The sequence below is a fragment of the Streptococcus sp. WB01_FAA12 genome (assembly GCF_012843315.1).
In the GTDB taxonomy this organism is placed as follows: Bacteria; Bacillota; Bacilli; order Lactobacillales; family Streptococcaceae; genus Streptococcus.
Map to the genome: position 1 here is coordinate 583,613 of NZ_JABAEX010000001.1, position 26,995 is coordinate 610,607.

The following is a 26,995-nucleotide window of genomic DNA, read 5'->3' on the forward strand; positions in this document are numbered from 1 at the left end:
TGTCTTTTCCCCTCTTGTCCCGTAACGTGGGAAACGTCCAGCCTTACTGCTTTCAGACTGGATTGCTTGAGAGGATAATCTGACCACTAGGGATTGCAGGACTCACACCGTCTCCTACTCGCTGGAAATATAGTTGGTCAAATCTTGTTCTCACATTTATTTCTTATAATATTGTAACGGATTCTTGTTGTGCTTCATGTCTAGTAGTTGAAGAAGCACTTCCAGTTGCTGATGGCGATACTGAGAAATACTCTGTCACGATTTCTGAATCCTCATGTTGTGGCTCAACTGAATGAGACTGTATCTCTTCTACAAGCATATCGATGTCTAACACATGATTTTCCGCTTGACTGTTAGCCTGCTGAGCTTCAAACTCAGCTAATTCTTTGTTACCTGCTTCGATGCGGGCTTGTAACTCAGCCATTTCTTCAGGTGAAAATTGGCGAGTCACATCGATCGGCTCTTCTTCTGGTTGCGAAGGAACAGCTTCTCCCAAGACCTCTCCTACAACTTCCTTAAAGGCTTCATCACTTGTTTGGAGATAAGTCGCAGTCGGACGAAGAATGTCTTCCCAATCTGAAGATTCGACAATTGCCAACTGGCTCTCAATCGTAGATTTGAGACGTTGATGAAATACACGGCTTTTGTTTTTCAATTCCTCTGTCTCAACAGCTACTTTCTTAGCATTATCTGTTGCCTGACGTAGGATTTCATTAGCCTTGTATTTTGCCTCTTCAAGGAGGCGCTGGGCATCTTGCTCAGCCTGTTGAATAATATTGTTTGAGCGCTCTTGAGCAGCTTGCTTTACACGTTCAGCCGTATCTTGAGCAATCAAAACAGACTGGCTCAACGAATCCTTCATCTCATCAAAGTAAGACAAGCGCTCTTCTAAACTTCTAATGTGTCTTTCCATTTCGTGATTATTGCGAACTAAGTCCTCGTAATCACGAACAACAATATCAAGAAATTCATCTACTTCTTCTGGATCAAACCCTCTGAATTTCGTAGAAAAGGTTTTATCTTTAATTTCTAATGATGTAATTGGCATACTTTTCCTCACTTACTTAATAATAATTGGATAGTCAGTTTTATCTTATCCCTTTTAGTTTGCCCATTTTCTTTGACAATCTTCAGACGACCAAACTTTCTCACACTAATCAAATCCCCTACAGCTACTAGATAATCTAATTTTTCAATGGGGTGGTAGTTTACCTGAACAGATTTTTTCTCTATAAGTTGACTAGCCTGCTTTCTGGATAATTTCAAGGCACTTGATAAGAGGGCATCCAAACGAAAACTGGAAATCAAAATCTCTTGTTCTTGATAATTGATCTCAGATATGATTTTATCGGTAAAAGGACATTCCTCCAACGACACAGGTAGTCTGGCAATCTTTTGTATCCCGTCCTGAAACAGAGAGATAAAATCACGATTGACAAAAATCTGTGCTCTCTTTTCATCTACCAAGATATCACCAAAGAGCTTACGATCAATTCCTAGTTGATTGATGATTGTCCCCAAAATCTTTGCATGTGTTAGCTGTTCAAATCTACTTGGATAACGGATCTCTAGCAATGCCATTTCAAAATCTGACAGTGTTGGACTGAAATAGTCCGGATACAGAAGGACACGGACAAATTCCGTATGGATATATTCTCCGCTACTCACACAGCCCAGTCCATAGGTCCCAGCCAAAACCCTCAATATATGTTCCTGATGCGGGTTTACAAAAGCAGTGAGGACAGGAGTATAAGTATCTTCCACCCGCTTGATCCACTCTAATCCCTTATCAATAAAGGGAGCATCAGCAAGAGAAAAGTGCTGGTAAATCGCTTTATTTGTCATCATATTATCAACAAGAAACGAATCAAGCTGTCACCCAAAAAACGGACGATTAAGATTGCCAGCCAAATGGATAAATCCAAACCTCCAAATTGTAAAGGTAAACGGCGAAGTGGATCAACAATCGGTCTAATCAGTTTTTCCAGTAAACGTTCTAGTGAACTACCGTAAGAATTTGGAAACCAAGAGAGGAGTGCATAGATTAACAAAAGCAGGGAATAGATATTCACTGCATTTTGGATCAGACGAATTAGAAAAATCATTATTTCGCTCTACTTCGTTTAATATCAAAACCAAATTCTGCACTTTGAGAATCATCAGGCAACTTGATATCTTCAATATTCACAACCACATTGACTGGTGTCAACAAATACATTGTACTCGCAACTTTTTTCAGATTACCTGCCAAAACATGACGGGCACCGTCCAGATAATCTAGACAACGACGAGCCTGAACCTCTGTCATGTACTGGAAGTCAATCAAGATACTTTCATTTCCAGCCAATAAATCCACAATCTCTGTTGCATCCTCATATTTTCTAGGATAACGAACATCAATCGTTACTTTTTCATCTGTACGATGACTTTGCATAGCCAATTCTTGTTGACGAGCATGTAAGCGAGTAATGTTGGCATCTTTTGAAGTGGTTGATTGAAACTGTGCTGGCAGTTCTTTAGAAGCTGAACTACTCGATGAAGCAATCATCTGTTCATCCTGAGGTTGATAAGTCGCAGTTGTTTCTTCCCCATCTTCTGTAAAATAATCTATAAATTTATCAAATCTATCTTTTAAAGACATAGATCTCTCCTATTTAAAAAATGCTGTGCCAATTCGAACAAAAGTCGAACCAAATTGAATCGCTTCCTTATAGTCACGACTCATGCCCATACTTAACTCTGTCATCGGCATATTAGGAATTTGTTTTTCCCTAATTTCTGCTTGCAGTTCCTGAGTTTTCTTGAAAATTTGTTTCAATTCATCAGAATCTGCCTCAAAAGGAGCCATGGTCATCAAACCAACATACTCAATCTGATCTAGCTGAGCCAAGTTCGGCAAAAGTTCTAGTAATTCTTCTTTTGAAAAACCGTGTTTGCTTTCTTCTCCTGAAATATTGACCTGTAGGAAACACTTGATAACATGATCTGTTCTCTTTTGAATCTCCTGTGCTAATTTTAAGGAATCTAAAGCATGAAAGTAATCCACAAAAGGGATTACTTCTTTGACCTTCCGTCTTTGTAGCGTTCCAATCAAATGCCAAGTGACAGGGAATTCTTTTAACGTCTGATATTTTTCTAAAAATTTATCAACACGATTTTCACCAATATGATGAACACCCATGGGAAGCAAGGCTTCTGCTGTTTTTACGTCCACATATTTCGTCACTGCAATAATTGAAACAGAAGCTGGATCACGATTGGCTTCTCGGCTAGCTTCAGCGACCTGCTGAAAAACGAATTCTGTATTTTTTTTCAAATCCATTGATTAACGATTCTTGAAGAATGGAGGTGTGTCCAACTCATCTTCGTCCTGATAAGTCGGTGCTTCGAAACGTTCTACAGGTGATACGACTGAATCAGTTTGACGAACGATTGATTCACGACGCAAGTCCCAATCACCAAAAGCAGAAGATTGACTTGTTTCAAAACGTCGTTGGCTTTGTTTTGGTAATTCTGCTGTATCTTCTAGGTCAAAATGACGATCAAAATTTTGAGGATGCGGTTGTCTTGAAGCTTCACGACGAGCCGCTTGTTTTACTGGAGAACCAACAACTTTTTCTACACGTTCTTGACGAACACCCGTAGCTACAACTGTTACACGGATTTCATCTTTCATGCTTTCGTCGATTGATGTTCCAAGCCAGATATTCACTCCTTGACCAGCTGCTTGGTTGACGATTTCTGAAGCTTCTTCCGCTTCAATCAAGGTCAAATCAAGACCACCAGTAACGTTGACAATGACATCTTCAGCACCGTCAATGGTTGTTTCAAGAAGTGGTGAGTAAATCGCTTTACGAGCTGCTTCAACGACACGCTCCTCTCCACTGCCAATACCGATACCCATGAGGGCATTCCCTTTGTTTGCCATAACCGTTTTCACGTCAGCAAAGTCAAGGTTGATCAAACCTGGGTTGGTAATCAAGTCTGTAATCCCTTGAACACCTTGGCGAAGGACGTTATCTGCCTCGCTAAGAGCTTCAAGAAGCGGTGTCTTCTTATCAACAATTTCAAGCAAGTTGTTGTTTGAAATAATCAATAGTGTATCTACATGTTCACGAAGTTCGTTGATTCCTTCTACAGCGTACTGACCACGTTTGCTTCCTTCAAAGCCAAAAGGACGTGTCACAACACCAACTGTAAGGGCACCAAGATCTTTAGCAATACGCGCTATCACTGGGGCAGCACCTGTACCAGATCCTCCCCCCATACCAGCAGTAATGAAGACCATATCTGCACCGCTGATTGCTTCAGTCAGAGCTTCTTCGCTTTCTTCTGCAGCCTTACGTCCAACTTCTGGACGACCCCCAGCACCCAAACCACGAGTCAATTTTGGACCAAGTTGGATAACTGTTTCAGCTTTTGTACTGCTTAAGGCTTGTAAGTCTGTGTTCGCTGCGATGAATTCTACGCCTGAAACACCTTCGTCGATCATGCGGTTAATAGCATTACCTCCGCCTCCACCAACACCAATTACTTTAATAACTGCACCTTGAGCAGCTGCTGTATCAAATGAAAATATCATAATTTCTTTTCCTCTTTTATTCATCAAACATGCTTCCGATCAAGCTGCGGAAACGGTCTGTTAATTTCGGTTTATCTTGAGAACTTGCTTGGAATTCGTCTCTTGGAGCAAGGCCACTGTCAGGTGTGATGTCAGTTGCTGCAGTAGCTGGTTGCACTGGAGTTGATTGTATAATCGGTGTCACACTTTGATTTGAAACACCAAAATTAATTGGTTTTTGACGAAGGAATTCATCTCCTCTGACTGCCTTTTGAGCCAGAAGATTCACTTCTGTCAATTTACCTGCAAACTCAGACAAGCTGATCACATGTGCAAAAGCAGGGTTGCGAATTCCCACTTGATTTGGCACATAGAGTTTCACTCGAACACCGAACACTTCTTGCGCCAATTCGACAACTCCTGGTAAAATCGCATTTCCGCCGATCAGAACGATACCACCTGGTAGATCCAACAAGTGTCTTCTGTCTAACTCCTGTTTAATTTGATCAAAAATATGTTTGATACGTGCTGAAATAATTTCTGCCAAGTAGCTTTCTGTCACTTCAACAGGCTCTACTTCACCAATGACTTCTACTTGGAAAGTCTCGTTACTTGCTAGTGGAACATAAGCTTCACCATAGTTTAGTTTCAAACTTTCTGCGATTTTTTGGGAAGTTTTTAAGACTTTGGAAATGTCTTTAGTGACATATTCTCCACCCTCTTGGTAAATGTTTGTAAATTGCAATTCTTGATTGCGAATAGTTGCAACTGTAGTCTGTCCACCACCCATATCAATCACTGTCGCGCCAAACTCACGTTCTCCCTCATTAAGAACTGAATTGACAATCGCTAGTGGTGAGATGATGACGTTGTCAACATGGATTCCCACACGCTCCACGGTTTTACGAAGGTTATGAAGAATGGTACGAGGTCCTGTGTAAAGTAAACCACGCATTTCCAAACGCACCCCCATCATGCCACGAGGGTCACGAATGCCTTGGAAGCCATCTACGATAAATTCTTCTGGAATGAACGTAATCACTTCACGATCAGGCGTCATGCTCTTTGTCAAAGCCGATTTGACAACATTCTCTACGTCTTGATCTGTAATTTCTTTTGTATCTGATGTTACAGGAATCATTCCTTGAGTTGGTTCAACCTGCAAGAGGTTTGCTGGTAAACCAACATTGACAGACTTGATTGAAATTCCTGCCTTCTCTTCTGCCTGGGAAATTGCGGATTTAATTGCTGAAGCAGCAGCCTCAATATCAACGATAATCCCGTCTTTGACACCTTTACTCTTGGCATTGCTAACGCCAATTACATTTACTTCACCATCTCTATGTTCGGCAACCAGCACTTTGATGGAGCTAGTTCCGATATCTAAGCCTGTAAAAAAACCATCTCTAGTCATTACATTGCATCCTCTCTGTCTTCCAAGTTTCTCACTTCTATTTTCAATAACTGTGACGAGACACAGCTATTCACAAAATATTATAACACAAAAAATCCAATCGTGCTTAGTTTTTCATAAATTTCCTCTAGGTTTTTTGTAAAAATCTTTTGAACGATTTTTCTCAGGAGCAATCATTATTTTTATATCCTTACAGCTATATTTTGCATATTTAATCAAAAAAAGAGAAGGCCTTCTTAGGCTTTCTCTTGAATCATTTTTTCTGCTCTTTGTTGCAAAAAGACCTCTACTACTTTTGCAGTCAAGCTGATTGCTGCTACCAACACACTGGACACGATGAGGTAGTTCGCCAATAGTCCATGATTTCCCACTAGTGGTGGTTTATTTAAAAATCCATAATCTCCACCTACAACCAAGTTGACAACTCCTATCAAGGCATTTAGAGAAAATGTAATCACTGTCACATTTTTCAAATTGAGCAGGGAAGCTTCATAATTCTTAAACAAGTATAGGAGCGCATTCCCCAAAAGTGCCACGTGCCCGATGATAAAGGACAGGATGGTCACGTGCGGAAACGGATAAGGGTCAAAGAGTGGATAAGCCAGAGCTGCAGTTGCTCCAAAGGTTCCTAGAAGGGCAAAGTATTGCTTGTACTTGGAAGTCCCTGGAATCAAGAGCATAACAAACATGGCGATACGACAATGATAGAAGGGCAAACTTTCTGATAAGGGCATTTGATTCCCCCAATACCAGCTATACAGAACAATCAATTGAACAGACTGAAGGATCTGAATAAAGCGCTGGTAAGGCACCTTGTCGCGAAAGCGATAAGAAGCATAGAAAGTAAGAGCCAATAAACATAACAAACCAATATACCAGTGGAGTTCAAACTGGGGCGGTTCTGATATCTGTGTGGTAAATAATTGTTCCCACAAATTCATATTCTATTCCTCGTTCATCTAGCCGGAGCAGTAGAAAAGTCACTGCTCGACTTTTTTAATTTTTTTGAAAAAGCTTGATTCTATACTATGCATAGAATACTTGCGACTTAAATTCGCAACCTATTATATCATTTGTGTCGCAGAAATGCACCTTGCAGACATCCTTTTTTGATTTGCAGACTTCTCTAGCATAACCTAATCAATATATTGCTCTCTTTGTCCCTGATAAACCTGCCAAAGAATCTCCATCTGCTCCTTGGTAATGCGTTTTCAGATAAGACTGGCAGTTGGTTGATGGCAAAAAATTGAAGGTCGGCAATTTCTTGATTCTCTTGAAATTGTCCGTCAAAAAGTTGGCATTCAAACACAAACTTTGCATATTGTTTGCTCTGTAGTTGGAAACGATTGGTATCAAAAACTGCAAGTAACCTTTCAGTTTTTGCTGTAAAACCGGTTTCTTCTTCAATTTCCTTGAAAATATCTTCAGTTGGAGAATAGCCAACCTCACCAAAGCCACCTGGCAAAGCCCAACTATCCTCTCCTTTTCCTCTAACTAAACAGACTTTTCATCCTCAACAATCCAAGCACGGACGTCCATCAGAGGAGTCGCGTAAGCGGAAGTTGGTTTCAAGACTTCTGCCACTTCTTCTGCATCGAGGTCTGATACCTGACTCAACATTTCGCTAAACAGACTTCGCAAGTCCTCGTAGCGCTCACGGTCAAAAGGATCTTTTGTAAAGGTTAATCCAGTATCCGTAATGTCTAGCATTCTTTGCAGATACTGGGTAAAATCACTTGCATTCGTTTTCTAAACGTTCTACCAACTTGGCTAGATTCATAGAGTTCGAACCTTTGAGTAGGATTTGGTCATTGGCACCGAGGCTTTCCTTAACCCGCTTGACCATGGCTTCAAACTGGTCTTCGTCGCCTATTTTCTTGAAGTAGTATACATGACCGATTGGGAACATTTGACTGGCCAGCTGGCTTAATTCGGCAATGTCTTCTCCATAGAAAATAACCATATCAAGCACATCTGGCGATAGACTCAGAATCATCTGGTTATGGAGTTGGATAGATTGGTCACCGAGTTCCTTCATATCCGCCAAAACTGCTATTTTCTTGCCCCCTTCATTGGCTGGAATAGCAGAGAAAGTCTCTAAAATTAGCTTCATGGCTGTTGGATTGGCATTGTAAACATCTGACAGAATATCTGCTCCGTTGGCAGCTTTCTTCCACTCGGTACGGTTACGAGTCAATTCAAGATTTTGGAAAGCCTGACGAATCTGCTCCTCTGAAACTCCTTCTTGTAGAGCCACATAAGTAGCAATCATAGCATTGGTGGCATTGTACTTACCAGTTACCGGCAAGTCAAGAGCTTGCTCCAAGAAATTAGCCTTAAAGGTCAGACTATCTTTGCGCTCAACCAAGTCTGTTATTTCTAGCTCTGCTCCTTGACCAAAACGAACCACCTTATTATCAGTAGGCAAGTAGTCCTCGACAATAGGATCAGCTGGTGCTAAGAGAACGGAACCCGGAGCCATACCGTCTGCAATTTGCATTTTTCCTTTGGCAATTTCCGAACGGTCTTTAAAAAAGGCCAAATGGGCTTCTCCAACCAAGGTCACGATGGCTGTTTTTGGATGAGCCAATTCAGACAAAAGATGAATATCTCCCAAGTGATCCTGCCCCATCTCCAAGACCAACTTTTCTGTCCCTTCAGGCATGTGGAGAACTGTGTAAGGAAGGCCAATCTCGTTATTGTAATTGCCTTGAGTTTTGTAGGTCTTGTAGGTTGTTGACAGTAAATGCGCCAGCATATCCTTGGTCGTTGTCTTGCCATTTGAACCTGTAACAGCAAAGACATCAACACCCATTTTTTCAAGATAGTAGGCAGCTAGCCTTTGAAAAGCAGTCAACACATCATCTACTAGAATGTAGGGATGATTTGCAATCTCTTTCTCAGACAAGGTTACTGCTGCACCATTTTCAAAAGCTGTTTCGATAAAGTCATGACCGTCACGCGCTCCCTTGAGCGGAACAAACAAATCTCCATCAGTAATCAAACGACTATCAAACTCAGCTTTTTCTAACTGGGTGTCCTCAAAAATGCTGACATCATTTTTAGCTCCAACAGCTTGCGCAACTTCGTGGATTGTTAATTTCATTTCTACTCCTTTAAAAAGGGTTGAAGTCCACGAACTCTACTCACCTAGCAGTGACAGTTCTGGCTCCTACCCCTCTCTTTCATTTTTATAGCAAATGCGCTTCGCGCTTGTCAAAGCTTTCCCTGGCAAGGTCAACCAAACGCTCAATTAGTTCTGGGTAGCTGATTCCCATATTGTCCCATAGCAGTGGATACATAGACCACTGGGTAAAACCTGGCATGGTATTAAGCTCGTTTAGGAAAATCTCGCCCTTATCTGTATAGAAGAAATCACAACGAGATAGACCTAGTCCACCAATCGCACGGAAGGCAGTTTCTGCATTTTGACGCATGACAGCTACCACATCATCACTAATCTTGGCTGGGATGTCCATGGTAATCTTGTTATCGATATATTTGGCATCATAGTCATAAAAGGCAACATCCTTGACCACTTCACCTGGCAAAGTGCTCTTGACATCGTAGTTACCCAAGAGACCAATCTCGATTTCACGGGCATTTACTCCTTGCTCAACCAAGACACGGCTGTCATATTGGAAGGCAAGTTTCAATGCTTGACGGAGTTCCTCTTGATTTTCAGACTTAGAAATACCGACACTGGAACCCATGTTTGACGGCTTTGTGAAGACTGGATAAGTCAATTTTTCTTCAACTTCAGCGATTTTAGCAGTCATATCATCCCCTTCGACGATGGCTACATAAGGAACTTGAGCAATCCCAGCAGACTCCAAGACACGCTTGGTCGTGATTTTGTCCATAGCAAGGCTGGATGACAAGATGTTGCAACCAACGTAAGGCATTTTCAAGACTTCCAAGAATCCTTGAACTGAACCATCTTCTCCCATTGGACCGTGAAGAACTGGAAAGACCACAGCACCTTCTTCGTAGATGGCACTTGGCGCGATTTTCTTGTCCCAGTCAATGGTCGCATTGGTCATGAGACGATCTTCTTGCCCCGGAGTCTGGCTAAATTCTTGCGTTTTGATAAAGTCACCTGACTGACTGATAAAGAAAGTCTTGACTGTGAAACGGTCGTAGTTGACCGCACGCATGACACTCTCAGCTGATAGTACAGAGACCTCACGCTCTGCACTACGTCCACCGTATAAAAGAATAATCGTTTGTTTCATATTGCTTGTCCTAATTCTAATAGAATACTCGTTCTTTAGTATATCATATTTGCTTCTTTTTTGAAACTTGAACATGGTACTGGTAGTAAAGAAATATAAAAAGAGACCGATAACGACAAACTCGGTCTCCCCGTTCTTGTATAAATGAATTGAGTTCGTAAATTTGTTTACTCCTACAACTCTGTCCGATTTTCAATAGCTCGTAAGAGTGTGACTTCATCCGCGTACTCGATATCTGCTCCCACGGCTAGACCTCGTGCTAGACGAGTGACCTTTATACCAGCTGGTTTGAGCAAACGAGAGAGATACATAGATGTTGCTTCCCCATCAGCCGTCGCATTGGTTGCCACGATCACCTCTGAAACCTCACTATCCATGAGACGAGTCATAAGGCTCTTGAGATTGATATCGTCTGGGCTGATACCATTCATAGGAGAAATGAGGCCGTGCAAAACATGATAGAGCCCGTGGTATTCTTGGATATTTTCCATAGCTGCCACATCGCGACTATCCTCTAGCACCAAGATGGTTGTCTGGTCTCGAGTTGGATCTGTACAGATAGAGCAGGGATCATCGTCGGTCAAGCGACCACAGATGGAACAATAGGTCAATTCCCGCTTAGCAGACAGTAGGTTTTTGGCAAATTCATTGACATCGTCATCAGACATTCCAATGGTATAGAAGGCTAGGCGGGTAGCCGTTTTAATCCCGATACCTGGTAACTTTGAATAGCTATCAATCAGCTTGGCAATAGGTGTTGGATACAGCATAAGTTCCTTTCTAATTCATTGGATGGTGTTGGTTATAGAGGTTGATAATATCACGCGCAATTGAAGGTCCGACACCATTTGTTAGGTTGGTGTTATGAGGAAAGACGACTGCGACCGCGATTTGGGGATTTTCGGTCGGTGCATAGGCGACCGCGTTGGTATTATTGGCTTTTTGACCACCATTAACGTAACTTTCGGCAGTACCCGTTTTCCCGCTGATGGATACGGCTGCACCATTTGAAAAGGCACGACCAGTTGTCAGTGCACTCGTTCCATGCGAAACTTGATAGAAACCTTGCTGCAAGATAGCCATATCTGATTCTGAGATATTGACCTTGTTCAGTTCCTTGGTGGATGTTTCTTGAACCAGACTACCTAAGCCACCTTGGTCATTGTTTCCATAAACCCCTTCAACGATGTGAGGAGCCAAACGTACGCCATTGTTTGCAATGGTTGCGACATACTGGGCTAACTGCATCGGAGTATAGTTATCAAACTGACCAAAAGCATTATTTAGATAGTTGGCTAAATCAAATTCTTTTGGTATAAATCCTGTGGATTCATCTGGGAGGTCAATCCCTGTTGAAGCTCCGAGTCCATATTCCCCAAAGGTTGACCGCAATTTGCCCATAGCTGTATCTAATCGACTCGTTGCTACCATCATATTGGGTTTATAGGTCTGTCCCATTATTCCCAGAGCTGTTTGCACCATGTAGGTATTGGATGAGTATTCCAAGGCTTCAACCGCTGTGATAGGAAAAGAACCGTAGGACAAGGTATACCATGAATTGATAGGAGCTGAACCTTGGAAAACAATCGGCTGGTCTGTCAAGGTTTGATTGCCTGACAAAACTCCATTTTCCCAGCCAGAGCTGATGGTTGCCGCCTTGACAACAGAACCTGGCACAAAGACGTTAGTGACTGTGCCTAGAGAGTCTGAGCTCAGTTTACCTGATTCAACATCATGCTTGATACCAGACATGGCTAGAACTGCACCTGTTTTAGGATTGAGAGCGACTGCGTAGACTCCTTCCGAATATTTGGCGCCACCATTACTCAACTCGGAGTTGAAGTAGCTCTTAAGCAGGTCATCCACTCCATTTTGGAAAACTAGGTCAATCGTTAGTTTGATATTGTTTCCTTTGCTTCCTTCCTCGACATTTTCCACACTTTCCATATTTCCATGTTTGTCGAGATGCACTTCTTTGACGGAGCGTTTGCCTTGGAGGACATCTTCATATTGCTTTTCAAGATAAGAAGTTCCCACTCGGTCATTGAGAGAGTAGCCTTTCTTGAGATAAGCGTCAACTTCCTCAGCTGGAAGACCTGACTTTTCACTTGAAACACTACCGACGATAGACGATAGAGAAGTGTCTAGTACTTTTCGGTCCCATGAAGTTGAAATGCTGATCCCTGGTAATTCCTTGGATGCTGATGCGACGAGAGCGACCTGAGTATCATCCAAGGCATCCGTAGAAATGATTCCTGTCGCAAAATTTTCAACAGCATTGAGCTGGCTAAAGAGATAGATTTCCTTTTTCTGGTCATCCGTATAGTTAAGCTGACTCACATCGATACTTTCAACTGCATTATTGTAGAGAGTCGCTTCTGATAAGCGATTCCCATCTGAATCTAGGCGTTTGTCACTTGGAAGAGCCTCGACTGTTTTTTTGTAAATGTCCTGATCAGCCAAATAATAGTCTGCAATCTGACGATCTGTCAGATCAGGGGAGGTTACATTTACATATGTGAGAAGTTTCTTGGCTGTTTCCTTCAATTCAGCTGCCGTCATCTTATTGTTTCGCGTGAAAGAAACAACCTGCTTAACAGTATTTTCTACCAAGGGTTTTCCTGCTGCATCATAGATTTGCCCTCGAGCCGAACTGGTTGTCACCCTAGTCTGGCTGGCTGATGCCAATTTTGTTTCATAGAAATCTTTATTCAGTACCTGCATATATAACAATCGACCAATAATGGCCATAAACAGCAGGATAACAATCGCAAATAGTAAATTAAGCCGAATCGGAATCGAATGGCTATTGAATTTTCTCATACAACTAAGACTCTTTTCTAGAAAAATTTCCGATTTTCACCTTCATTTTTAGCTAAAATAATAGAGCAAACGGGTGAAGCTCAGTACTTTTCATTGTATCATATTTTACGGAGAAACTCTTGGAAAAGTCGAAGCATTTTTTAACTTTTAACTGAAAATGCCTTTTTATTTAGTTATCCTGTCTTCTATGATATAATGATGTTAATAAGCAGGCAATCGTCAACTTTTAAGAGTTTGACTCATGAAAAGGAGCTCCATGAAAAAGCAGGATATCGCAACTATTATTGATCTTCATTTTGAAGAATTAACAGAGTTAGAGCAGGAAATAGCTCGTTATTTCTTGCAGGTAGATACGATTGTGGATGATCTATCATCGCAACAGGTTACTCAAAAACTGCATGTTTCCCAAGCTGCCCTTACCCGTTTTGCAAAAAAATGTGGCTTTACTGGCTATCGAGAATTCGTCTTTCAATACCAGCACCAGGCTAGTAAACCGGAAACTCATTCCTACAAACATAGTCCTTTGACCAAACGTGTTTTGCGAAGTTACAGTATCATGCGTGAACAAACACAGGATTTAATTGACGAAGAACAACTGGAACGAGTTGCCCAATTAATCGACGATGCAGAACGAGTTTACTTTTTTGGGACGGGAAGTTCTGGTCTGATTGCCCGTGAGATGAAACTGCGTTTTATGCGACTAGGTGTTGTCTGTGAAGCTTTGACCGATCAGGATGGCTTTGCATGGACGACTAGCATCATGGATGAAAACTGTTTGGTACTTGGTTTTTCCCTATCAGGCACTACCCAATCCGTCCTCGATAGTTTGTTGGATGCCATGGAAATGGGCGCCAAGACCATCCTCTTTACCAGCGCACCAAACAAAAATAGTCAGGCCTACACCGAAACAGTTCTTGTGGCAAGCCATAGTCAATCTTCTTACATCCAGCGTATTTCCGCTCAACTCCCTATGCTCATTTTAATAGATTTGATTTATGCCTACTTTTTGGAAATCAATCGCGAGAGCAAGGAAAAAATCTTTAATAGTTATTGGGAAAATAAAAAACTCAACGGCTATCGTAGACAAAAACGCGTTAGAAAATCCTAGTTTGGTTCAACCAAACTAGGATTGTTTTGTTTTAATACTCTTCAAAAATCTCTTCAAACCACGTCAGCTTCACCTTGCCGTACGTATAGGTAACTGACTTCGTCAGTCTTATCTACAACCTCAAAGCTGTGCTTTGAGCAACCTATGGCTCGCTCCCTACTTTGCTCTTTGGTTTTCATTGAGTATAAAATGATAATAGGCACCCAACATCCCTGCGGTATTTTGGGTATGGGAAATTCTAATCGTAAAATAAAATGAGCTATTCTTCAGAAGTACGTTCTAAAATATCATAGTTTAATGCAGAGTGTAGCGATGTAGTCATTTCCATAACGTGATAATCGATGTCTTTTGTCACACGATTCATAAAAATCAATCATAGCGAGACCATTTTTAAGTTGTCCTCTGATCTGAGTTTCTAAGGTATGGCTAAATTCATATCCATATTCTGGATTGATGGTGATTTTGCCTTCCTCTTCAAGCTCTTTTGAATTAAAAGGTATTGAAAACTTTAAAAGTAATTCCTCATTGGGTTTGTCCCATACAGTATCAGCATCATACATGTATATCCAAGGGTTCATAAATCCGACCATTAACAAACCGCCCTTTTTCAATACTCGAGAGGCTTCTTTATACATGTTTTCTAAATCTTCTATGTATACATTTGAAACCGGATTAAAAACAATATCAAAAGTTTCATCTTCAAACGGAAATGGTTTGGTCATATCGCCTTGAACTGTATTGATTTTTAAGCCTTCTCTTTTAGCAACCATCTCATCTCTTTGTAATTGTGATGTGGAAAAATCCATGATGGTGACATCATAACCTTTTAGAGCAAAAACTGGACCCTGTTGTCCACCACCACAAGCTAACCCTAATATCTTTTTTCCCTTGGCTTTTTCAAACCATTCTGTCGGAACTTGTTTCCCAACAGTTAAGGCAACAGAAATTGGATACTTTCTAACTTCTTCTAATTCTTCATGTGTCAATGGCTCAGTATAGTCATTTTTTACATTATTCCACCTATCTTCATTTAATTTTATATAATTATTCATCTTACCATCTCCTCGTAATTTTATAGTATTTTGATTTAAGGTGAATAGGTTGCCATTGCATTTTTCTCACCTTTACAAATTCTAATTTGTCAATTTCTCGTCCATCTCATTATATCATTTTTCCACATTTTCTCATTTACTCAAGCTAAATATCAATTAAATTGATGATAGAATTGCTCTCGCTTTGTAGTTCATCATCTCGGCTTAACTTCTCATGCAAGGCGGTTATTTTCTCCTAGTTTCTCACGATTACCTCCTTTCGCTCAAATTTTTCAATAAAAAAAGAATTAAGCAAAACATTTTTCACTCAAGTAGTGATTAAAAGTTCTTCTTAATTCTATAGTTCCAAACTAGGATTGTTTTGTTTTGAAATGATAATAGGCTCCCAACATCCCTGCTGTATTTTGGTGATGGGCAAATTCTAATCGTGTTTTTTCAGCTAGACTTGGTACCAAGGCCGCCTTCAAGGCTGTACGGATCTTCGGTTTGAGGATAGCCTCTTGCCCCATGATACCACCACCGAGAATGACCACTTCTGGATTGGCAACGTAGCAAATATTTGCCAGACCTTTCCCAAGGTAATCTACCATGCGGTCAATGCCAGCCATACAGATCTTGTTTCCTTCGGTAGCTTCCTTAAAAATGCGCCGGCCATTCCACTGGTCGACTGAGTCACCATGAGCTGCTGCCACATATTCTACCAAGGCTGTCGTAGAAGCCAAATCTTGGAAAGCTCCATCCTGCATATGCATATAACCGACTTCGCAAGCTGAGTTGCTAAATCCATGGAAGACTTTCCCATCTATAATCAAGCAACCACCGATACCTGTTCCAATGGTCAAGCAAAGAGTGACACTCGCTCCCTTACCTGAGCCAGAAACCGCCTCAGCAAGACCTGCACAGTTGACATCATTTTCAATTTCACAAGGAATATTAAAGCTAGTCTCGATTTCCTTTTTGAACTGGGTTCCTGCGTAGTTAGGAATTTGCGGGCCGGCATAGAAAATCTCACCCTTATCAGGATCCACCATTCCCGCTGAAGAAATGGCAACACCTGCTAATGGGCCTTTTTCTAAATAGCTAGAAACGATATCTTTTGTCTTTTGTAAGATATGGGGTCCACCCTTTTGCGCCTCAGTTGGCATTTCATGCGATTCAACAAGTTGGCCTTCTTGGTTAATCAAACCATATTTGATGTTGGTTCCACCAATATCAATTGCAACGTAGTGTGTCATAAATACCTCCTTATGGATTAGAGGAAGCGCTCCTTGGTTTCACGAATCAATTGAGCAGCTACTTCTACAACTGGGCGATCTTCTTCGGTTACTGGCGTCAATGGTGAACGAACTGAACCAATGTTCAAACCTTCATTGATTTTCAAGACTTCTTTGATCACACCGTACATATTTCCATGTGCAGCAGTGAGTTTGCCAATGATTGCATTGATAGCGTATTGCAATTCACGCGCTGTTTCCAAGTCTTTCTCAGCAATCAACTGATTGAGTTTCAAGAAGAGTTCTGGCATAGCACCATATGTACCACCGATACCAGCTTTAGCACCCATGAGGCGTCCGCCTAGGAACTGCTCATCTGGACCGTTAAAGACGATATGGTCTTCTCCCCCAAGGCTCACAAAGGTTTGGATATCTTGAACTGGCATAGAAGAGTTCTTAACACCGATAACACGTGGATTCTTCAACATTTCAGTGTAGAGACTTGGAGTCAAAGCAACACCTGCTAATTGAGGAATGTTGTAGATAACATAGTCTGTGTTTGGTGCTGCAGAACTAATGTCATTCCAATATTTGGCAACTGAGTACTCAGGCAAGCGGAAGTAAATCGGCGGAATCGTTGCAATGGCATCTACACCCAAACTTTCTGCGTGGCGAGCAAGTTCCATACTGTCTTTGGTATTGTTACAAGCTACGTGAGCGATAATGGTCAATTTTCCTTTGGCAACTTCCATGACTTCTTCCAAAATCAATTTACGGTCTGCCACACTTTGGTAGATACATTCACCAGAAGAACCATTGACATAGAGACCTTGAACTCCCTTATCAATGAAGTATTGAACCAAGGCACGCGTACGCTCTGGACTGACTTCTCCTTGATCATCATAACATGCGTAGAAGGCTGGAATGACACCTTCATATTTTTTCAAATCTGACATAGATTTTCTCCTAAGATTTCTTTTTTTCTGCTGAGAGCAGTTCTATTTTTTACAAGTTTAGTATACACCTTGTGAAAATCGCTTTCAATATCTTGTATACACTTAGATTTTAGTTTCTACTTGTATTTTAGAAACTGTAACGATTGAAAGTAGTTTCAGAAACAAACCATCCTACTGGTATTTGGCGAAGATTTTCTCCATCAAACCTGCTTGGAGAAAGACTAGCAAACCAAAACCAAAGAAGATAAAAGCTGACCCACCCAAAAGAAGAGTGAAGGCGGATAGATAAAGAACCATCACAATAAGAAAGAGAATAGCTAACATGAGGAAGAACCAAGGAAAGTTAAAACTTGCCAAGATAAGTCCTTTTTGCAGCACTTCTTTCCAAGTTAAATCATAGCGTGCAGCGATGGGATAGCTAGCCAACATCACGATAGTGAGGAAGATAAGAACGCCTAGACAGATAGCTTTAACCATTTGGAAAGGCATAGCTGTCTGACCCCAGAAGAGATAGAGATCTAGAAAGCTTAATGAAACAATGCCCAACTCAAGCAGACCTAACTGAAGACCTAGCTTCAGATTTTGCTTGAAAGCTCTTAGATAGATTCTAAAGACAGGCACACGTCTGCTCTTCTTAATCTCAAACATAGTCTCGTAGAGGCTAATTTTAGCCACTCCAATCGTCACAATGGGCAAACAAGAGACGACAAAAAGAAGATTGGCTGTCACGATATCCAAGACCTTCTCACTAAAACGCATGAGAAAGTTGTCTATATCAAATGCTGCCTTGATAAGGCTTACTCCTTTTTGTGACATGTTTGCTCCTCCTGATTTTTTAATCAATCAAAATTTTAAAGAGATATTTGCGAACCTTCTGTTCCATACCTGCATAGCCATTTGGCTGGTGTGGTTCTCCTGGAAAGAAAATCGCAAAATTGTGATAACCCAACAAGAGTGGGTATTTTTCATGACAATGCACAAAGCCAATGTCACTCGCTTCGTCGAATGCTACTGCCTCGTCTTTGATACGTGAACCGTAGCTCGAATATTCATGTCCTTCTACCAGCAAATGCAAATCTGCATAGTTCTTATGATGCTCAAATTGATCATTTTCAGCTTGATTGAGGACATTTTCCTGAACAACTAGAAAGACCTTGTCCCCGTCAATCTCATACTTACCGAGTTCGAAAGAATCCTTACGGTGCTGATAGAGATAGTCGATAGCCTTGTCTAGATTGGGATGAATCCCTTTGTAAAAGGTGATATTTTTTAAATCGTCAAAAATCATACTGTTTCCTTCGTTTCTGATAGTTAACTTGAATCATAGATTAAGTTTATAAGTGTCTGACAAAATCTCTATGGCAGACAAATACCTAACATTTTGTAGACACTTATAACTCTATATTTCCATAGCATGTCAAGACTACTTCCGCAGCCTTGATATACTAGTTTACTTTTCTTATCCCTTAACAGCTCCCATAGTAATCCCTTGAGTGAAGGATTTTTGGAAGACTAGGAAGACGGTTACGATTGGCACTGCTGCAAGAGCTGCACCCGCCATGATCAAACCATAGTTAGTTGCCATTTCGGCCTGCATGGTCGCAACCCCGAGTGAGATAGTCAAGTTTTGACGTGAAGTCAACATAACCAACTGCATGAAGTAGTCGTTCCAAGTATTGATGAAGGTAAAGATTGCAAGGGCTGCAAATCCTGGTTTCACAATAGGAAAGGCTACGCTCCAGAAGGTACGAATCTCACCACATCCGTCGATTTTCGCTGATTCAAGCAATTCTGTAGGGATGTTTTCGCTGAATTGTTTCATGAGGAAGACCCCAAATGGCCATCCAATCAAAGGCAGGATAACTGCCCAAAGGGTATCATGGATTCCCATGAAGTTGACGATACGTACCAATGGTACAAGGACAACTTGTTTTGGAAGAGCCATGGCAGCGATAAAGACTGCAAAGAGGATGCGTTGACCATAGAAACGTTTTTTAGCCAATACATAACCTGCTAGAGAAGAGGTTGCACAAACTAAGAACATAGTTACTAGCGAGATAAATACAGAGTTCCACATCCACTGCATAGCAGGGTTTTGCACCATGAGTTGTTGGAAGTTCTCCATTGTTGGAGCTTTAGGGAACCATTGTGGTGGAATCATAATGGTATCCGGTTGTGATTTGAAGGCCCCTGTCAAAATCCAGTAGAATGGAAAGATGAACAGCACGGTCAACAAGAGCAAGATAATCGTTGAAATAACAGTGAAAGCTGTTAAGGGTTTCTTTTGTGTAGATTGCATAGCTGTCTCCTTTCTTTAGTATTCTACGTCGTTTCCAAGTACTTTAAATTGAACGAAACTTACGATCGCAATCATAATTGCCAAGAATACACCGATAGTGTTTGCATAGCCGTATTCTGTCAATTGGAAGGCTTTTTCGTAAAGGTAGTACATGAGTGTACTTGTTGAGTAGTTTGGACCACCAGATGTCAACAATTGAATCAAGGCGAAACATTGGAAAGAGTTGATAGTCGTAATGATCGCGATGTAAAGAGTTGTTGGAAGAAGGCTAGGCCATTTGATCTTCCAGAACACTTGGAACTCAGTCGCACCATCAACCCGCGCTGCTTCAACTAGTGAGTTATCAATATTCCCCATAGCAGCGATATAAAGGATAATCGGTTGACCAACAGATGTTGTCAAAAGGATAATCATAATCGCTAGCAAAGCCCAGTTTTTGTCACCCAGCCAAGAAATGTTTTGGCTAATGATATGACTTGACTTGAGGACAAAGTTCAGAATCCCTGATAGGGGATCGTAAATCCATTTCCATACAACCGTTACGGCAACGCTACCTGTAACTACAGGAAGGAAGAAGACGAAACGATAGAAAGATCGAGCAATCGCATTTTGATGATAGGTTTGAGATGCTACAAAGAGCGAGAAGAGAACCACAATCGGAACTGATCCAATAACCAGAATAACGGTATTGATCAAAGACTTGGTAAAGACAGGATCTTTAAACATGCGAACGTAGTTGTCTAAGCCCACAAACTCAAAGCTGGTCATGGAGTAGTTAAAGAAGCTTGTAATGAATCCCATAATCATAGGAGCCAAGACAAAGATCACAAAGAAGAATAATACTGGTGCTAAGAAAGCATAGGAAATCACTGTTTCCCGCATGCGAATTTTATTGACTTTCACAGTCGGCACCTCTCTTTCGAATAGAATATTTTTTGATTTTCTTGAACTGTTTTAAAATCAAAATGAAATTTTTTAAGATTCGCTTATGTAAGAACTTCATTTTAATTTCGTGACAGTTCCTTACATTTCAAACAAAAGTCCCCCTTTTCTTACACCTTAGTGCACAGGGAAAAGGGGGAATCAATCTGACTTAGTGCTTATTGTTTTGTAGCTTTTTTGATTGTTTCGTTAGCTTTTTCAGTGAAGGCTTTCAAAGCATCCGCTGGTTTTTCGTCACCATTTGATACAGATTGTAACATTGGGAACCAAAGTGTTCTCATTTCAGCAAATCCGTTGATTGTGTTGTAGTATGGTGAGTAGTATTTAGTCCAGCTGCTGATTGTTTCCATACGTTTGTCATCATAAAGTTTGCCAAATGAAGTACGAACTGGGAAGGCACCTGTACGAACTACGTCTTTAGGACCCCATTCTTTGTCATCTGCGATGAATTGAACGAATTTCTTAGCAGCTGCGATTTTCTTATCGTCTTTGTTGTTAAATACTGCAAATCCGTTTACAAGATATTCAAGAGATGGTTTACCAGAGTCTGATGGGAATGGTACTTCTACCACTTCTACCTTACTTGCTTCCAAGAGTTTCGCTTGGATACCGTTTTGAGCTGGAGCCCAAAGGATTGTGTATGAAGTTTGACCGTTAGCAAAGTTTTGGATGTCTGCTCCACCGTCAAATTGTGAACCGTTGTTCAATAGACCATCCTTGATCCAGCTAGCAGCTTTTTCAAGACCTTTGACGAATTTAGGATCGTCAGTTGTATATTTCGTTACGTCTTTGTCTGTTACAGAACCGCCATAAAGGTTTGCAATGAAGGCACGTGTTCCTTGGTCTCCCCCTTGACCAGAACTGAACAATGAACCTGGAGTGTAGCCTTTATCTTTAAGCGCTTTCAAAACTTTTTCAAAGTCATCAGTTGTCCAACCTTCTTTAACGAGGTTTGCAACTCCAGCATCTTCCAACATTTTCTTGTTCATTGCCATGTAGAATGGTGCTGAACTGATTGGATACATGTAAGCTTTGTCGCCAGCCTTACTTGCTTGTACGATGTTTTCGTTGTTAACATCTTTGACGAATTCGTCTGTGAAGAGGTCATTCAACTCAGCCAATTTACCATTTTTACCATATTGGATGATACGTCCTGGTGCGTCAAAGAGTACGTCTGGCGCTGTTCCTGCTTCTATAGCTGTTGTGATCTTTTCAGGACCTGACTTGAAGTCAATGGTTTCCAATTTCACTTTTACATCTGGATTTGCTTTTTCAAAAGCTTCGATGATTGATTTTTCATAAGTTCCAACACCGTCACCAGTTTTTTCTTGTGTGAAGACTGGGAATGCCCACCAAGTGATTTCTGTTTTTCCGCTATCGCTTCCTGATTTTCCAGCATCTTTACTTCCACCAGAATTCCCACAAGCAGCAAGGCCAAGAATCGCAGCACCTGCAAGTACTGTACAAGCTAGTTTTCTAAATTTCATTTGTATTCTCCTAATTGATAAGCGTGTCCATATTGGATAGTGAGTAAGCTTCTATTTGTATACGTTTTCATTTTATCCGACGCATCGACCACTCTCCTCTGTTTTGAGATTATGTTATTTAAGACCAGCAACAAAGCGTTCCGTGATCTCTTTTGGTCTAGTAATAGCTCCACCGACAACAATGCCTCGTACCCCATATTCAAGGATTTGTTTGGCTTGTTCTGGTGTATGAATTTTTCCTTCAGCTATGACATCCACACCGGCATCGCAGAGTTTTTTGATTAGTTCAAAGTCTGGACCATCTACTTTCGGACTATAAGAAGTATAACCTGATAGGGTTGTTCCAACAAAATCAATCCCTGCTTCGACCGCTGCTATTCCTTCTTCAAAAGTACTAGTATCAGCCATTAAGAGTTGATGTGGATACTTTTCTTTGACTTTTCGGATGAAGTCCTGAATTTCCAAACCGTCGTAACGTTCACGTTTGGTACAATCCAGAGCAATGACCTCAATATCTAGTTCAGCCAACTCATCAACTTCTTTCATAGTAGCTGTAATGAATGGCTCCTGTGGCGGATAGTCACGTTTGATAATCCCGATAATCGGGAGTTTCGTAACCTCCTTAATCTCCTTGATATCGCGAACACTGTTTGCTCGGATACCGACTGCTCCACCTTGCTCAGCCGCTTTGACTAGCAAGGGGATAACCCCTCCCGCTTCTGTATAAAGCGGTTCGTGAGGAAGTGCCTGGCAAGAGACAATGATTCCATCTTTGATTTGTTCAATCAAGGCTTCTTTGCTAATCTGTGGCATCCTCTTTCCTCCCTTTCTTTCTTCTATGGGCTTATTATATATTATTTGTTAAGCGCTTTCAATAGTTTATGGTAGAATAGATTTCAGTTTCAAAACTATTTTATAGAACAGACTATCCTGAAAGTAGTTTCAGACATCTTAGAATTTCTTATTAGCACACCTTGAGCCGAAAGAAAAAGATAGCAGGCTGAAAAACCTACTATCTCCTTCTATTTTTACAAAGCCAAATGATTAAAATTATTCTCTTATTCTTCTTTCTTTTTCCCCATTGCAAACAAGCCAAGGAAGAAAGCTGTGAGTCCTAGTGAGGCAAGGATTCCACTCTCCTTGTTCCCTGTATTAGGAAGTGTCTGCTGAGCAAGAGGAGCTTTGTAAGTATAATCTTCTGTAGCAAGAGGCACAAGCGAATTAGCTCCCTTATATTCTGCGAGTTCATGTACAGTTGCATCGGCTGCATTCACGCCACCTTTGTACTCAGGGGCTTCATGGACTGCTGCTTCAACAGCATTCACACCGCCTGTAAACTCTGGCTTCTCAACTGTTGAAGTTACCTCTTCACCCGCTGTACCTAATGAGTCTGTATACTCTGGTACTTCATGAACTGCGGCCTCAACAGCATTAACTCCGCCTGTAAATTCTGGCTTCTCGACTGTTGGAGCTGCCTCTTCGCCCGCTGTACCTAGTGGGCCTGTGTACTCTGGAAGTTCATGGACTGCTGCTTCAACAGCATTCACACCGCCTGTAAATTCTGGCTTCTCGACTGTTGGAGCTGCCTCTTCGCCCGCTGTGCCTAATGAACCTGTATATTCTGGAAGTTTATGGACTGCGGCCTCAACAGCATTAACTCCACCTGTAAATTCTGACTTCTCGACTGTTGGAGCTAGCTCTCCACCCGCTGTCCCTAGTGGGTCTGTATATTCTGGCTTCTCGACTGTTGGGGCTGGCTCTTCGCCAGCTGTCCCTAATGGACCTGTATATTCTGGCTTCTCGACTGTTGGAGCTGGCTCTTCGCCGGATGTCCCTAATGGGCCTGTGTACTCCGGCTTCTCTACTGTCGGTGCTGGCTCTTCACCCGCTGTCCCTAGTGGGCCTGTGTATTCAGGCTTCTCGACTGTCGGTGCTGGCTCTTCACCCGCTGTCCCTAATGGGCCTGTGTACTCTGGCTTATCTACTGTCGGTGCTGGCTCTTCGCCGGATGGCCCTAATGAGCCTGTGTACTCCGGCTTATCTACTGTCGGAGCTGCCTCTTCGCCAGCTGTCCCTAGTGGGCCTGTATATTCTGGCTTCTCTACTGTCGGGGCTGGCTCTTCACCGGATGTCCCTAATGGGCCTGTGTACTCCGGCACTTCATGAACAGCAGCTTCACTTCCGTTCATTCCATTCGAAAGCTTAGCTCCTGCCACAGAGACTGATAAATTATGCATACTTTCAATTGCACCTTCTGCCAGACCTGTAACTTTTTGACCCATATCCTCTGAATCCACTGTAAATAGGAGGGTTTTCGTATCATACTGGGTCATGAAGCGTGCTGTTTTACCATTTGCCAATTGAAGGGTTGGAGCCTTGTTGACCAATACTTCCGAATCAAATTCCATCGCAAGAATACCTGGCCATTTTTCAATCGCGTATTTCACTTTTGCTTCTTTAGGAGAAATCCAATCCTTGGTCAAGAAATCCCAGTTGAATTTCTTGAAGGATAGTGTATATGGAACACCTCCAGGCGCATGGTGTTCATATAAAAGTCCAAATTCATCTGGCCCAATTTGTTGAAGTGAGTTATAAGCATACTCGCCTTCTTGAATCAAATGGTGGTGTAACCAAGTCAACTGTCCATCTTCTTCTACACGAGCCACTCGAATATAGCCATTTTTACGACCTGGACCATTCGCATTTGCCAAGAGAATATACTCTTTACCATTTTGAACCGTATGAGTCGCAGCCATTTGAACATAAACATCTGGTACATCGTAGCGATCAACGTGATTGTCCCAAGTTAGACCACCGTCATGACTGGTTGCAACCTGTAGATCTCCTGTCAATCCACGCATAAAGAGTTTGAGATCCCCATTGTTTAACTGAACAACTGAAGCCTCGGTATTTTGAGCATAATAATTGTTCATGGTGCTTGAATCAACCACGGTACCATCATAAAGTTTACGATTATCATTGACACCACCACCCATATGCCATGTTTTACCATGGTCGTCAGAGTAGATGATTCGAGATGATTGGGAACCATTGAGGTGGTTGGTACGATTAGTCGTATAGACAGGAACGACAATCCGACCTTTATGTGGTCCAGTACGAAGGGTAATCCCCACTCCAGGACCTACACCCAAGAATTTCATCCAATCGGCTTTGACCATCGGAGTGATATCTTGAGGCGCTGACCATGTCTTCCCGTCGTCATCACTGTAGGACATCCATAGGTAACTATCCTTCGCAATTCTAAATGGAGAAGTTTTATTTGTGGTGAAGTAGATATTGCCTAGTAGTTGGTCACCCTTGTATAGATCACCCTTGTCGCTGTAGGCTGGTTTAACAGGATCTACAACAACACGGTAGTCCGTCGCCTTGCCATCTGGTGTATAGACCGTACCATTTTCTCTAATGGTATAGGCTCCCTTTTCTCCTTCACGGTAGAGGATTTGATAGGTTTTACCATCGATTTCTTTGTAGGCTTCTTCTTTTTGCGAAGACATTCCAAAGATTCCCTTCCCTTCTGGGAACATGTCATAAATGGCAAAGATGCGTTTGGTTTCAGGGTCTTGAGTCAAGGTCATATCGATATTCACTGGTGAACCGATCGATGGGTCAGAAGCCTTTGGATTGTCACGTAAGTTGGTAATGGTTACTCGGTCTCCCCAAGTTTTACCATTGTCTTCACTACGTCTGATGACCATACCGATATCTCCCCAGTCACTTGAATGGAGACGGCGTTCATCCGCACCTGCGATCAAAGTTCCTTTATCTGTCTTGAGAAGAGCTGGAATACGATAACTCTTGATTCCATCTTTATTTGGTTTGTTGTTCATTCCCCCTTCAAAGACGTCTTCTTTCTCTGAGATTTTCGCACCTTCTGGAAGTTTCTTCTCCAAATCACCTCTTTCAAATAGTTGACTTCTAGTCTGAACTTCTTCTGGACTTAAGGCACGATCATAGACGGTTAGGTTTCGAACTTGTAGATTGCTTCCCCAAACTGTATTGCTGGCACGCTTGGTTGCTCCGATTTGAGCATGCGTTACATCTGGCATATCTTTGATGAAGTTACCAGATTTTAGACTTGTTCGAGATAATACTCCGTTCACATAGAGACGCACTCGACCATGAGGTAACTCTGCTGTCGGTTTTTCAACTGTAAAGGTCACTGAGTTCCACTGGCCAGGACGTACTTGCAAAGGGGCATCCGTATACTTATCATAGAACTGTTCCCCTTTAGCACCGCGTCCTTCAACCAAGGCTACTTGATTGTAGACCGCCATAGTAAAGTACTCATCTTTTTTGGTAGCACTCGACACAGAAAAGAGATTATAGAATGCTGGAGCTTTGGCATCGGGCTTAAACTCCATGTGAACTGTTGCGTTTTCAAGTTTCTTTAGCTTTTCTAATTCGCTTGAAAGATCAACTAATTGACCATTTGCCGCATTGGTTTCAACATCTTCTTTTTCTAGGACAGGATTGGCATTTTGTAGATCCCTTGAATAATAATCACGAGGAATAGCATTCTCATCTGCTGATTCTTCCTCTTCTTTTAAAGTTGTTTCCGTTGCATTTCCTGTCTTTTCTTCTACCTGCTTCTTGAACTTATCTTGATCAAGTTCAGTCCCAGCTATATTCTTATCAGCATCAGATGCATTTGCTACTACAGCTTCTTTGGGCACCTCTTCTGATGATTGGTCTTTGCCTTTTTCCACATTTTCAGTACTTGGCGCTACTACATTTCCCTGTTCTTGGGCTAAAACTGGCGAAACTCCAAATACAACTGTACCAATTAGTACAGAAGCTGTTCCAACTGCAAATTTTCTAATGCCATATCGTCGTTTTCGATCAAAATCCCTATACTTCATATTTTACCTTTCATATTCTCTATA

At 41.6% G+C, this 26,995-nt stretch carries 23 protein-coding genes and 1 pseudogene; 1 reads left to right on the top strand and 23 read right to left on the bottom strand.

Going from position 1 to position 26,995, the window contains the following annotated elements:
* Positions 1–163: 163 nt before the first annotated feature.
* The 13 genes and pseudogenes from HF881_RS02920 to pbp2b form a co-directional block, all read right to left on the bottom strand.
* A complete protein-coding gene (locus HF881_RS02920; RefSeq protein ID WP_240956777.1) occupies positions 164–1,048 on the bottom strand; it encodes a DivIVA domain-containing protein in 885 nt (294 codons plus the stop codon).
* Between the two features lie 8 nt (positions 1,049–1,056).
* Complete coding sequence (locus tag HF881_RS02925; protein WP_169446377.1) at positions 1,057–1,848, bottom strand: RNA-binding protein; 792 nt, start codon at positions 1,846–1,848, stop codon at positions 1,057–1,059.
* Positions 1,845–2,105 (bottom strand): YggT family protein, encoded by a 261-nt coding sequence (locus HF881_RS02930; protein WP_125424590.1) that lies wholly within the window; start codon positions 2,103–2,105, stop codon positions 1,845–1,847. Before HF881_RS02930 ends, HF881_RS02925 begins: the two co-directional genes overlap by 4 nt.
* Positions 2,105–2,641, bottom strand: coding sequence for a cell division protein SepF (locus tag HF881_RS02935; RefSeq protein ID WP_061417185.1), 537 nt, complete (start codon positions 2,639–2,641; stop codon positions 2,105–2,107). The genes HF881_RS02930 and HF881_RS02935 overlap by 1 nt, the downstream gene beginning before the upstream one ends.
* Positions 2,642–2,650: 9 nt before the next feature.
* On the bottom strand, positions 2,651–3,322 hold the full coding sequence (locus HF881_RS02940) for a YggS family pyridoxal phosphate-dependent enzyme (RefSeq protein WP_169446378.1): 672 nt from the start codon (positions 3,320–3,322) through the stop codon (positions 2,651–2,653).
* A gap of 3 nt (positions 3,323–3,325) precedes the next feature.
* A complete protein-coding gene (gene ftsZ, locus HF881_RS02945; RefSeq protein WP_169446380.1) occupies positions 3,326–4,582 on the bottom strand; it encodes a cell division protein FtsZ in 1,257 nt (418 codons plus the stop codon).
* A gap of 16 nt (positions 4,583–4,598) precedes the next feature.
* Entirely contained in the window at positions 4,599–5,975 is a 1,377-nt protein-coding gene (ftsA, locus tag HF881_RS02950; RefSeq protein ID WP_169446381.1) for a cell division protein FtsA, read from the bottom strand.
* 236 nt (positions 5,976–6,211) lie between these two features.
* Positions 6,212–6,916: a TIGR02206 family membrane protein gene (locus HF881_RS02955; RefSeq protein ID WP_169446383.1), complete on the bottom strand. Its 705-nt coding sequence runs from the start codon at positions 6,914–6,916 to the stop codon at positions 6,212–6,214.
* Positions 6,917–7,111: 195 nt separating this feature from the next.
* Positions 7,112–7,685, bottom strand: a pseudogene (locus HF881_RS02960) (NUDIX hydrolase).
* A gap of 22 nt (positions 7,686–7,707) precedes the next feature.
* Complete coding sequence (gene murF / locus HF881_RS02965) at positions 7,708–9,081, bottom strand: UDP-N-acetylmuramoyl-tripeptide--D-alanyl-D-alanine ligase (protein WP_169446384.1); 1,374 nt, start codon at positions 9,079–9,081, stop codon at positions 7,708–7,710.
* Between the two features lie 85 nt (positions 9,082–9,166).
* The gene (locus HF881_RS02970) at positions 9,167–10,210 is read right to left on the bottom strand and encodes a D-alanine--D-alanine ligase (RefSeq protein WP_169446386.1); all 1,044 of its coding nucleotides are present in this window, start codon (positions 10,208–10,210) and stop codon (positions 9,167–9,169) included.
* Between the two features lie 173 nt (positions 10,211–10,383).
* On the bottom strand, positions 10,384–10,980 hold the full coding sequence (gene recR / locus HF881_RS02975) for a recombination mediator RecR (protein WP_000966754.1): 597 nt from the start codon (positions 10,978–10,980) through the stop codon (positions 10,384–10,386).
* Positions 10,981–10,990: 10 nt separating this feature from the next.
* Positions 10,991–13,033 carry a penicillin-binding protein PBP2B gene (gene pbp2b / locus HF881_RS02980; RefSeq protein WP_169446388.1) on the bottom strand — a complete coding sequence of 681 codons (2,043 nt, stop codon included), beginning with the start codon at positions 13,031–13,033 and terminating at the stop codon, positions 10,991–10,993.
* 256 nt (positions 13,034–13,289) lie between these two features.
* Here pbp2b and HF881_RS02985 point away from each other — a divergent pair, with 256 nt between their 5' ends.
* Entirely contained in the window at positions 13,290–14,141 is an 852-nt protein-coding gene (locus HF881_RS02985; RefSeq protein ID WP_169446390.1) for a MurR/RpiR family transcriptional regulator, read from the top strand.
* A gap of 287 nt (positions 14,142–14,428) precedes the next feature.
* On the opposite strand, the gene HF881_RS02990 is transcribed toward HF881_RS02985, so the two are convergent.
* From HF881_RS02990 to HF881_RS03035, 10 genes are all read right to left on the bottom strand, one after another.
* A complete protein-coding gene (locus HF881_RS02990; RefSeq protein ID WP_169446392.1) occupies positions 14,429–15,193 on the bottom strand; it encodes a class I SAM-dependent methyltransferase in 765 nt (254 codons plus the stop codon).
* Between the two features lie 350 nt (positions 15,194–15,543).
* A complete protein-coding gene (locus HF881_RS02995; RefSeq protein ID WP_169446394.1) occupies positions 15,544–16,428 on the bottom strand; it encodes an ROK family protein in 885 nt (294 codons plus the stop codon).
* Between the two features lie 17 nt (positions 16,429–16,445).
* Positions 16,446–17,363, bottom strand: coding sequence for a dihydrodipicolinate synthase family protein (locus HF881_RS03000; RefSeq protein WP_169446395.1), 918 nt, complete (start codon positions 17,361–17,363; stop codon positions 16,446–16,448).
* 171 nt (positions 17,364–17,534) lie between these two features.
* Entirely contained in the window at positions 17,535–18,179 is a 645-nt protein-coding gene (locus HF881_RS03005; protein ID WP_169446397.1) for a DUF624 domain-containing protein, read from the bottom strand.
* 19 nt (positions 18,180–18,198) lie between these two features.
* Positions 18,199–18,651: a YhcH/YjgK/YiaL family protein gene (locus HF881_RS03010; protein ID WP_045611139.1), complete on the bottom strand. Its 453-nt coding sequence runs from the start codon at positions 18,649–18,651 to the stop codon at positions 18,199–18,201.
* A gap of 171 nt (positions 18,652–18,822) precedes the next feature.
* Positions 18,823–19,662, bottom strand: a complete 840-nt coding sequence (locus tag HF881_RS03015; RefSeq protein ID WP_001192118.1) for a carbohydrate ABC transporter permease — start codon at positions 19,660–19,662, stop codon at positions 18,823–18,825.
* A gap of 15 nt (positions 19,663–19,677) precedes the next feature.
* The gene (locus HF881_RS03020; protein WP_169446610.1) at positions 19,678–20,544 is read right to left on the bottom strand and encodes a sugar ABC transporter permease; all 867 of its coding nucleotides are present in this window, start codon (positions 20,542–20,544) and stop codon (positions 19,678–19,680) included.
* A gap of 218 nt (positions 20,545–20,762) precedes the next feature.
* Positions 20,763–22,091, bottom strand: coding sequence for an ABC transporter substrate-binding protein (locus HF881_RS03025; RefSeq protein WP_169446399.1), 1,329 nt, complete (start codon positions 22,089–22,091; stop codon positions 20,763–20,765).
* Positions 22,092–22,205: 114 nt separating this feature from the next.
* Positions 22,206–22,904: an N-acetylmannosamine-6-phosphate 2-epimerase gene (locus HF881_RS03030; protein WP_169446401.1), complete on the bottom strand. Its 699-nt coding sequence runs from the start codon at positions 22,902–22,904 to the stop codon at positions 22,206–22,208.
* Between the two features lie 245 nt (positions 22,905–23,149).
* On the bottom strand, positions 23,150–26,971 hold the full coding sequence (locus HF881_RS03035) for an SIALI-17 repeat-containing surface protein (RefSeq protein WP_169446402.1): 3,822 nt from the start codon (positions 26,969–26,971) through the stop codon (positions 23,150–23,152).
* Positions 26,972–26,995 lie beyond the last annotated feature (24 nt).

Coding starts and splice junctions, on each gene's coding strand:
- HF881_RS03005 (WP_169446397.1), bottom strand. CDS start 18,179: ATGTCACAAAAAGGAGTAAGCCTTATCAAGGCAGCATTTGATATAGAC.
- HF881_RS02930 (WP_125424590.1), bottom strand. CDS start 2,105: ATGATTTTTCTAATTCGTCTGATCCAAAATGCAGTGAATATCTATTCC.
- HF881_RS03010 (WP_045611139.1), bottom strand. CDS start 18,651: ATGATTTTTGACGATTTAAAAAATATCACCTTTTACAAAGGGATTCAT.
- ftsZ (WP_169446380.1), bottom strand. CDS start 4,582: ATGATATTTTCATTTGATACAGCAGCTGCTCAAGGTGCAGTTATTAAA.
- HF881_RS02995 (WP_169446394.1), bottom strand. CDS start 16,428: ATGACACACTACGTTGCAATTGATATTGGTGGAACCAACATCAAATAT.
- ftsA (WP_169446381.1), bottom strand. CDS start 5,975: ATGACTAGAGATGGTTTTTTTACAGGCTTAGATATCGGAACTAGCTCC.
- HF881_RS03000 (WP_169446395.1), bottom strand. CDS start 17,363: ATGTCAGATTTGAAAAAATATGAAGGTGTCATTCCAGCCTTCTACGCA.
- murF (WP_169446384.1), bottom strand. CDS start 9,081: ATGAAATTAACAATCCACGAAGTTGCGCAAGCTGTTGGAGCTAAAAAT.
- HF881_RS03035 (WP_169446402.1), bottom strand. CDS start 26,971: ATGAAGTATAGGGATTTTGATCGAAAACGACGATATGGCATTAGAAAA.
- HF881_RS02920 (WP_240956777.1), bottom strand. CDS start 1,048: ATGCCAATTACATCATTAGAAATTAAAGATAAAACCTTTTCTACGAAA.
- HF881_RS02970 (WP_169446386.1), bottom strand. CDS start 10,210: ATGAAACAAACGATTATTCTTTTATACGGTGGACGTAGTGCAGAGCGT.
- HF881_RS02955 (WP_169446383.1), bottom strand. CDS start 6,916: ATGAATTTGTGGGAACAATTATTTACCACACAGATATCAGAACCGCCC.
- HF881_RS03020 (WP_169446610.1), bottom strand. CDS start 20,544: ATGCGGGAAACAGTGATTTCCTATGCTTTCTTAGCACCAGTATTATTC.
- HF881_RS02990 (WP_169446392.1), bottom strand. CDS start 15,193: ATGAATAATTATATAAAATTAAATGAAGATAGGTGGAATAATGTAAAA.
- HF881_RS02940 (WP_169446378.1), bottom strand. CDS start 3,322: ATGGATTTGAAAAAAAATACAGAATTCGTTTTTCAGCAGGTCGCTGAA.
- HF881_RS03015 (WP_001192118.1), bottom strand. CDS start 19,662: ATGCAATCTACACAAAAGAAACCCTTAACAGCTTTCACTGTTATTTCA.
- recR (WP_000966754.1), bottom strand. CDS start 10,980: ATGCTGTATCCAACACCTATTGCCAAGCTGATTGATAGCTATTCAAAG.
- HF881_RS03025 (WP_169446399.1), bottom strand. CDS start 22,091: ATGAAATTTAGAAAACTAGCTTGTACAGTACTTGCAGGTGCTGCGATT.
- HF881_RS03030 (WP_169446401.1), bottom strand. CDS start 22,904: ATGCCACAGATTAGCAAAGAAGCCTTGATTGAACAAATCAAAGATGGA.
- HF881_RS02985 (WP_169446390.1), top strand. CDS start 13,290: ATGAAAAAGCAGGATATCGCAACTATTATTGATCTTCATTTTGAAGAA.
- HF881_RS02925 (WP_169446377.1), bottom strand. CDS start 1,848: ATGATGACAAATAAAGCGATTTACCAGCACTTTTCTCTTGCTGATGCT.
- HF881_RS02935 (WP_061417185.1), bottom strand. CDS start 2,641: ATGTCTTTAAAAGATAGATTTGATAAATTTATAGATTATTTTACAGAA.
- pbp2b (WP_169446388.1), bottom strand. CDS start 13,033: ATGAGAAAATTCAATAGCCATTCGATTCCGATTCGGCTTAATTTACTA.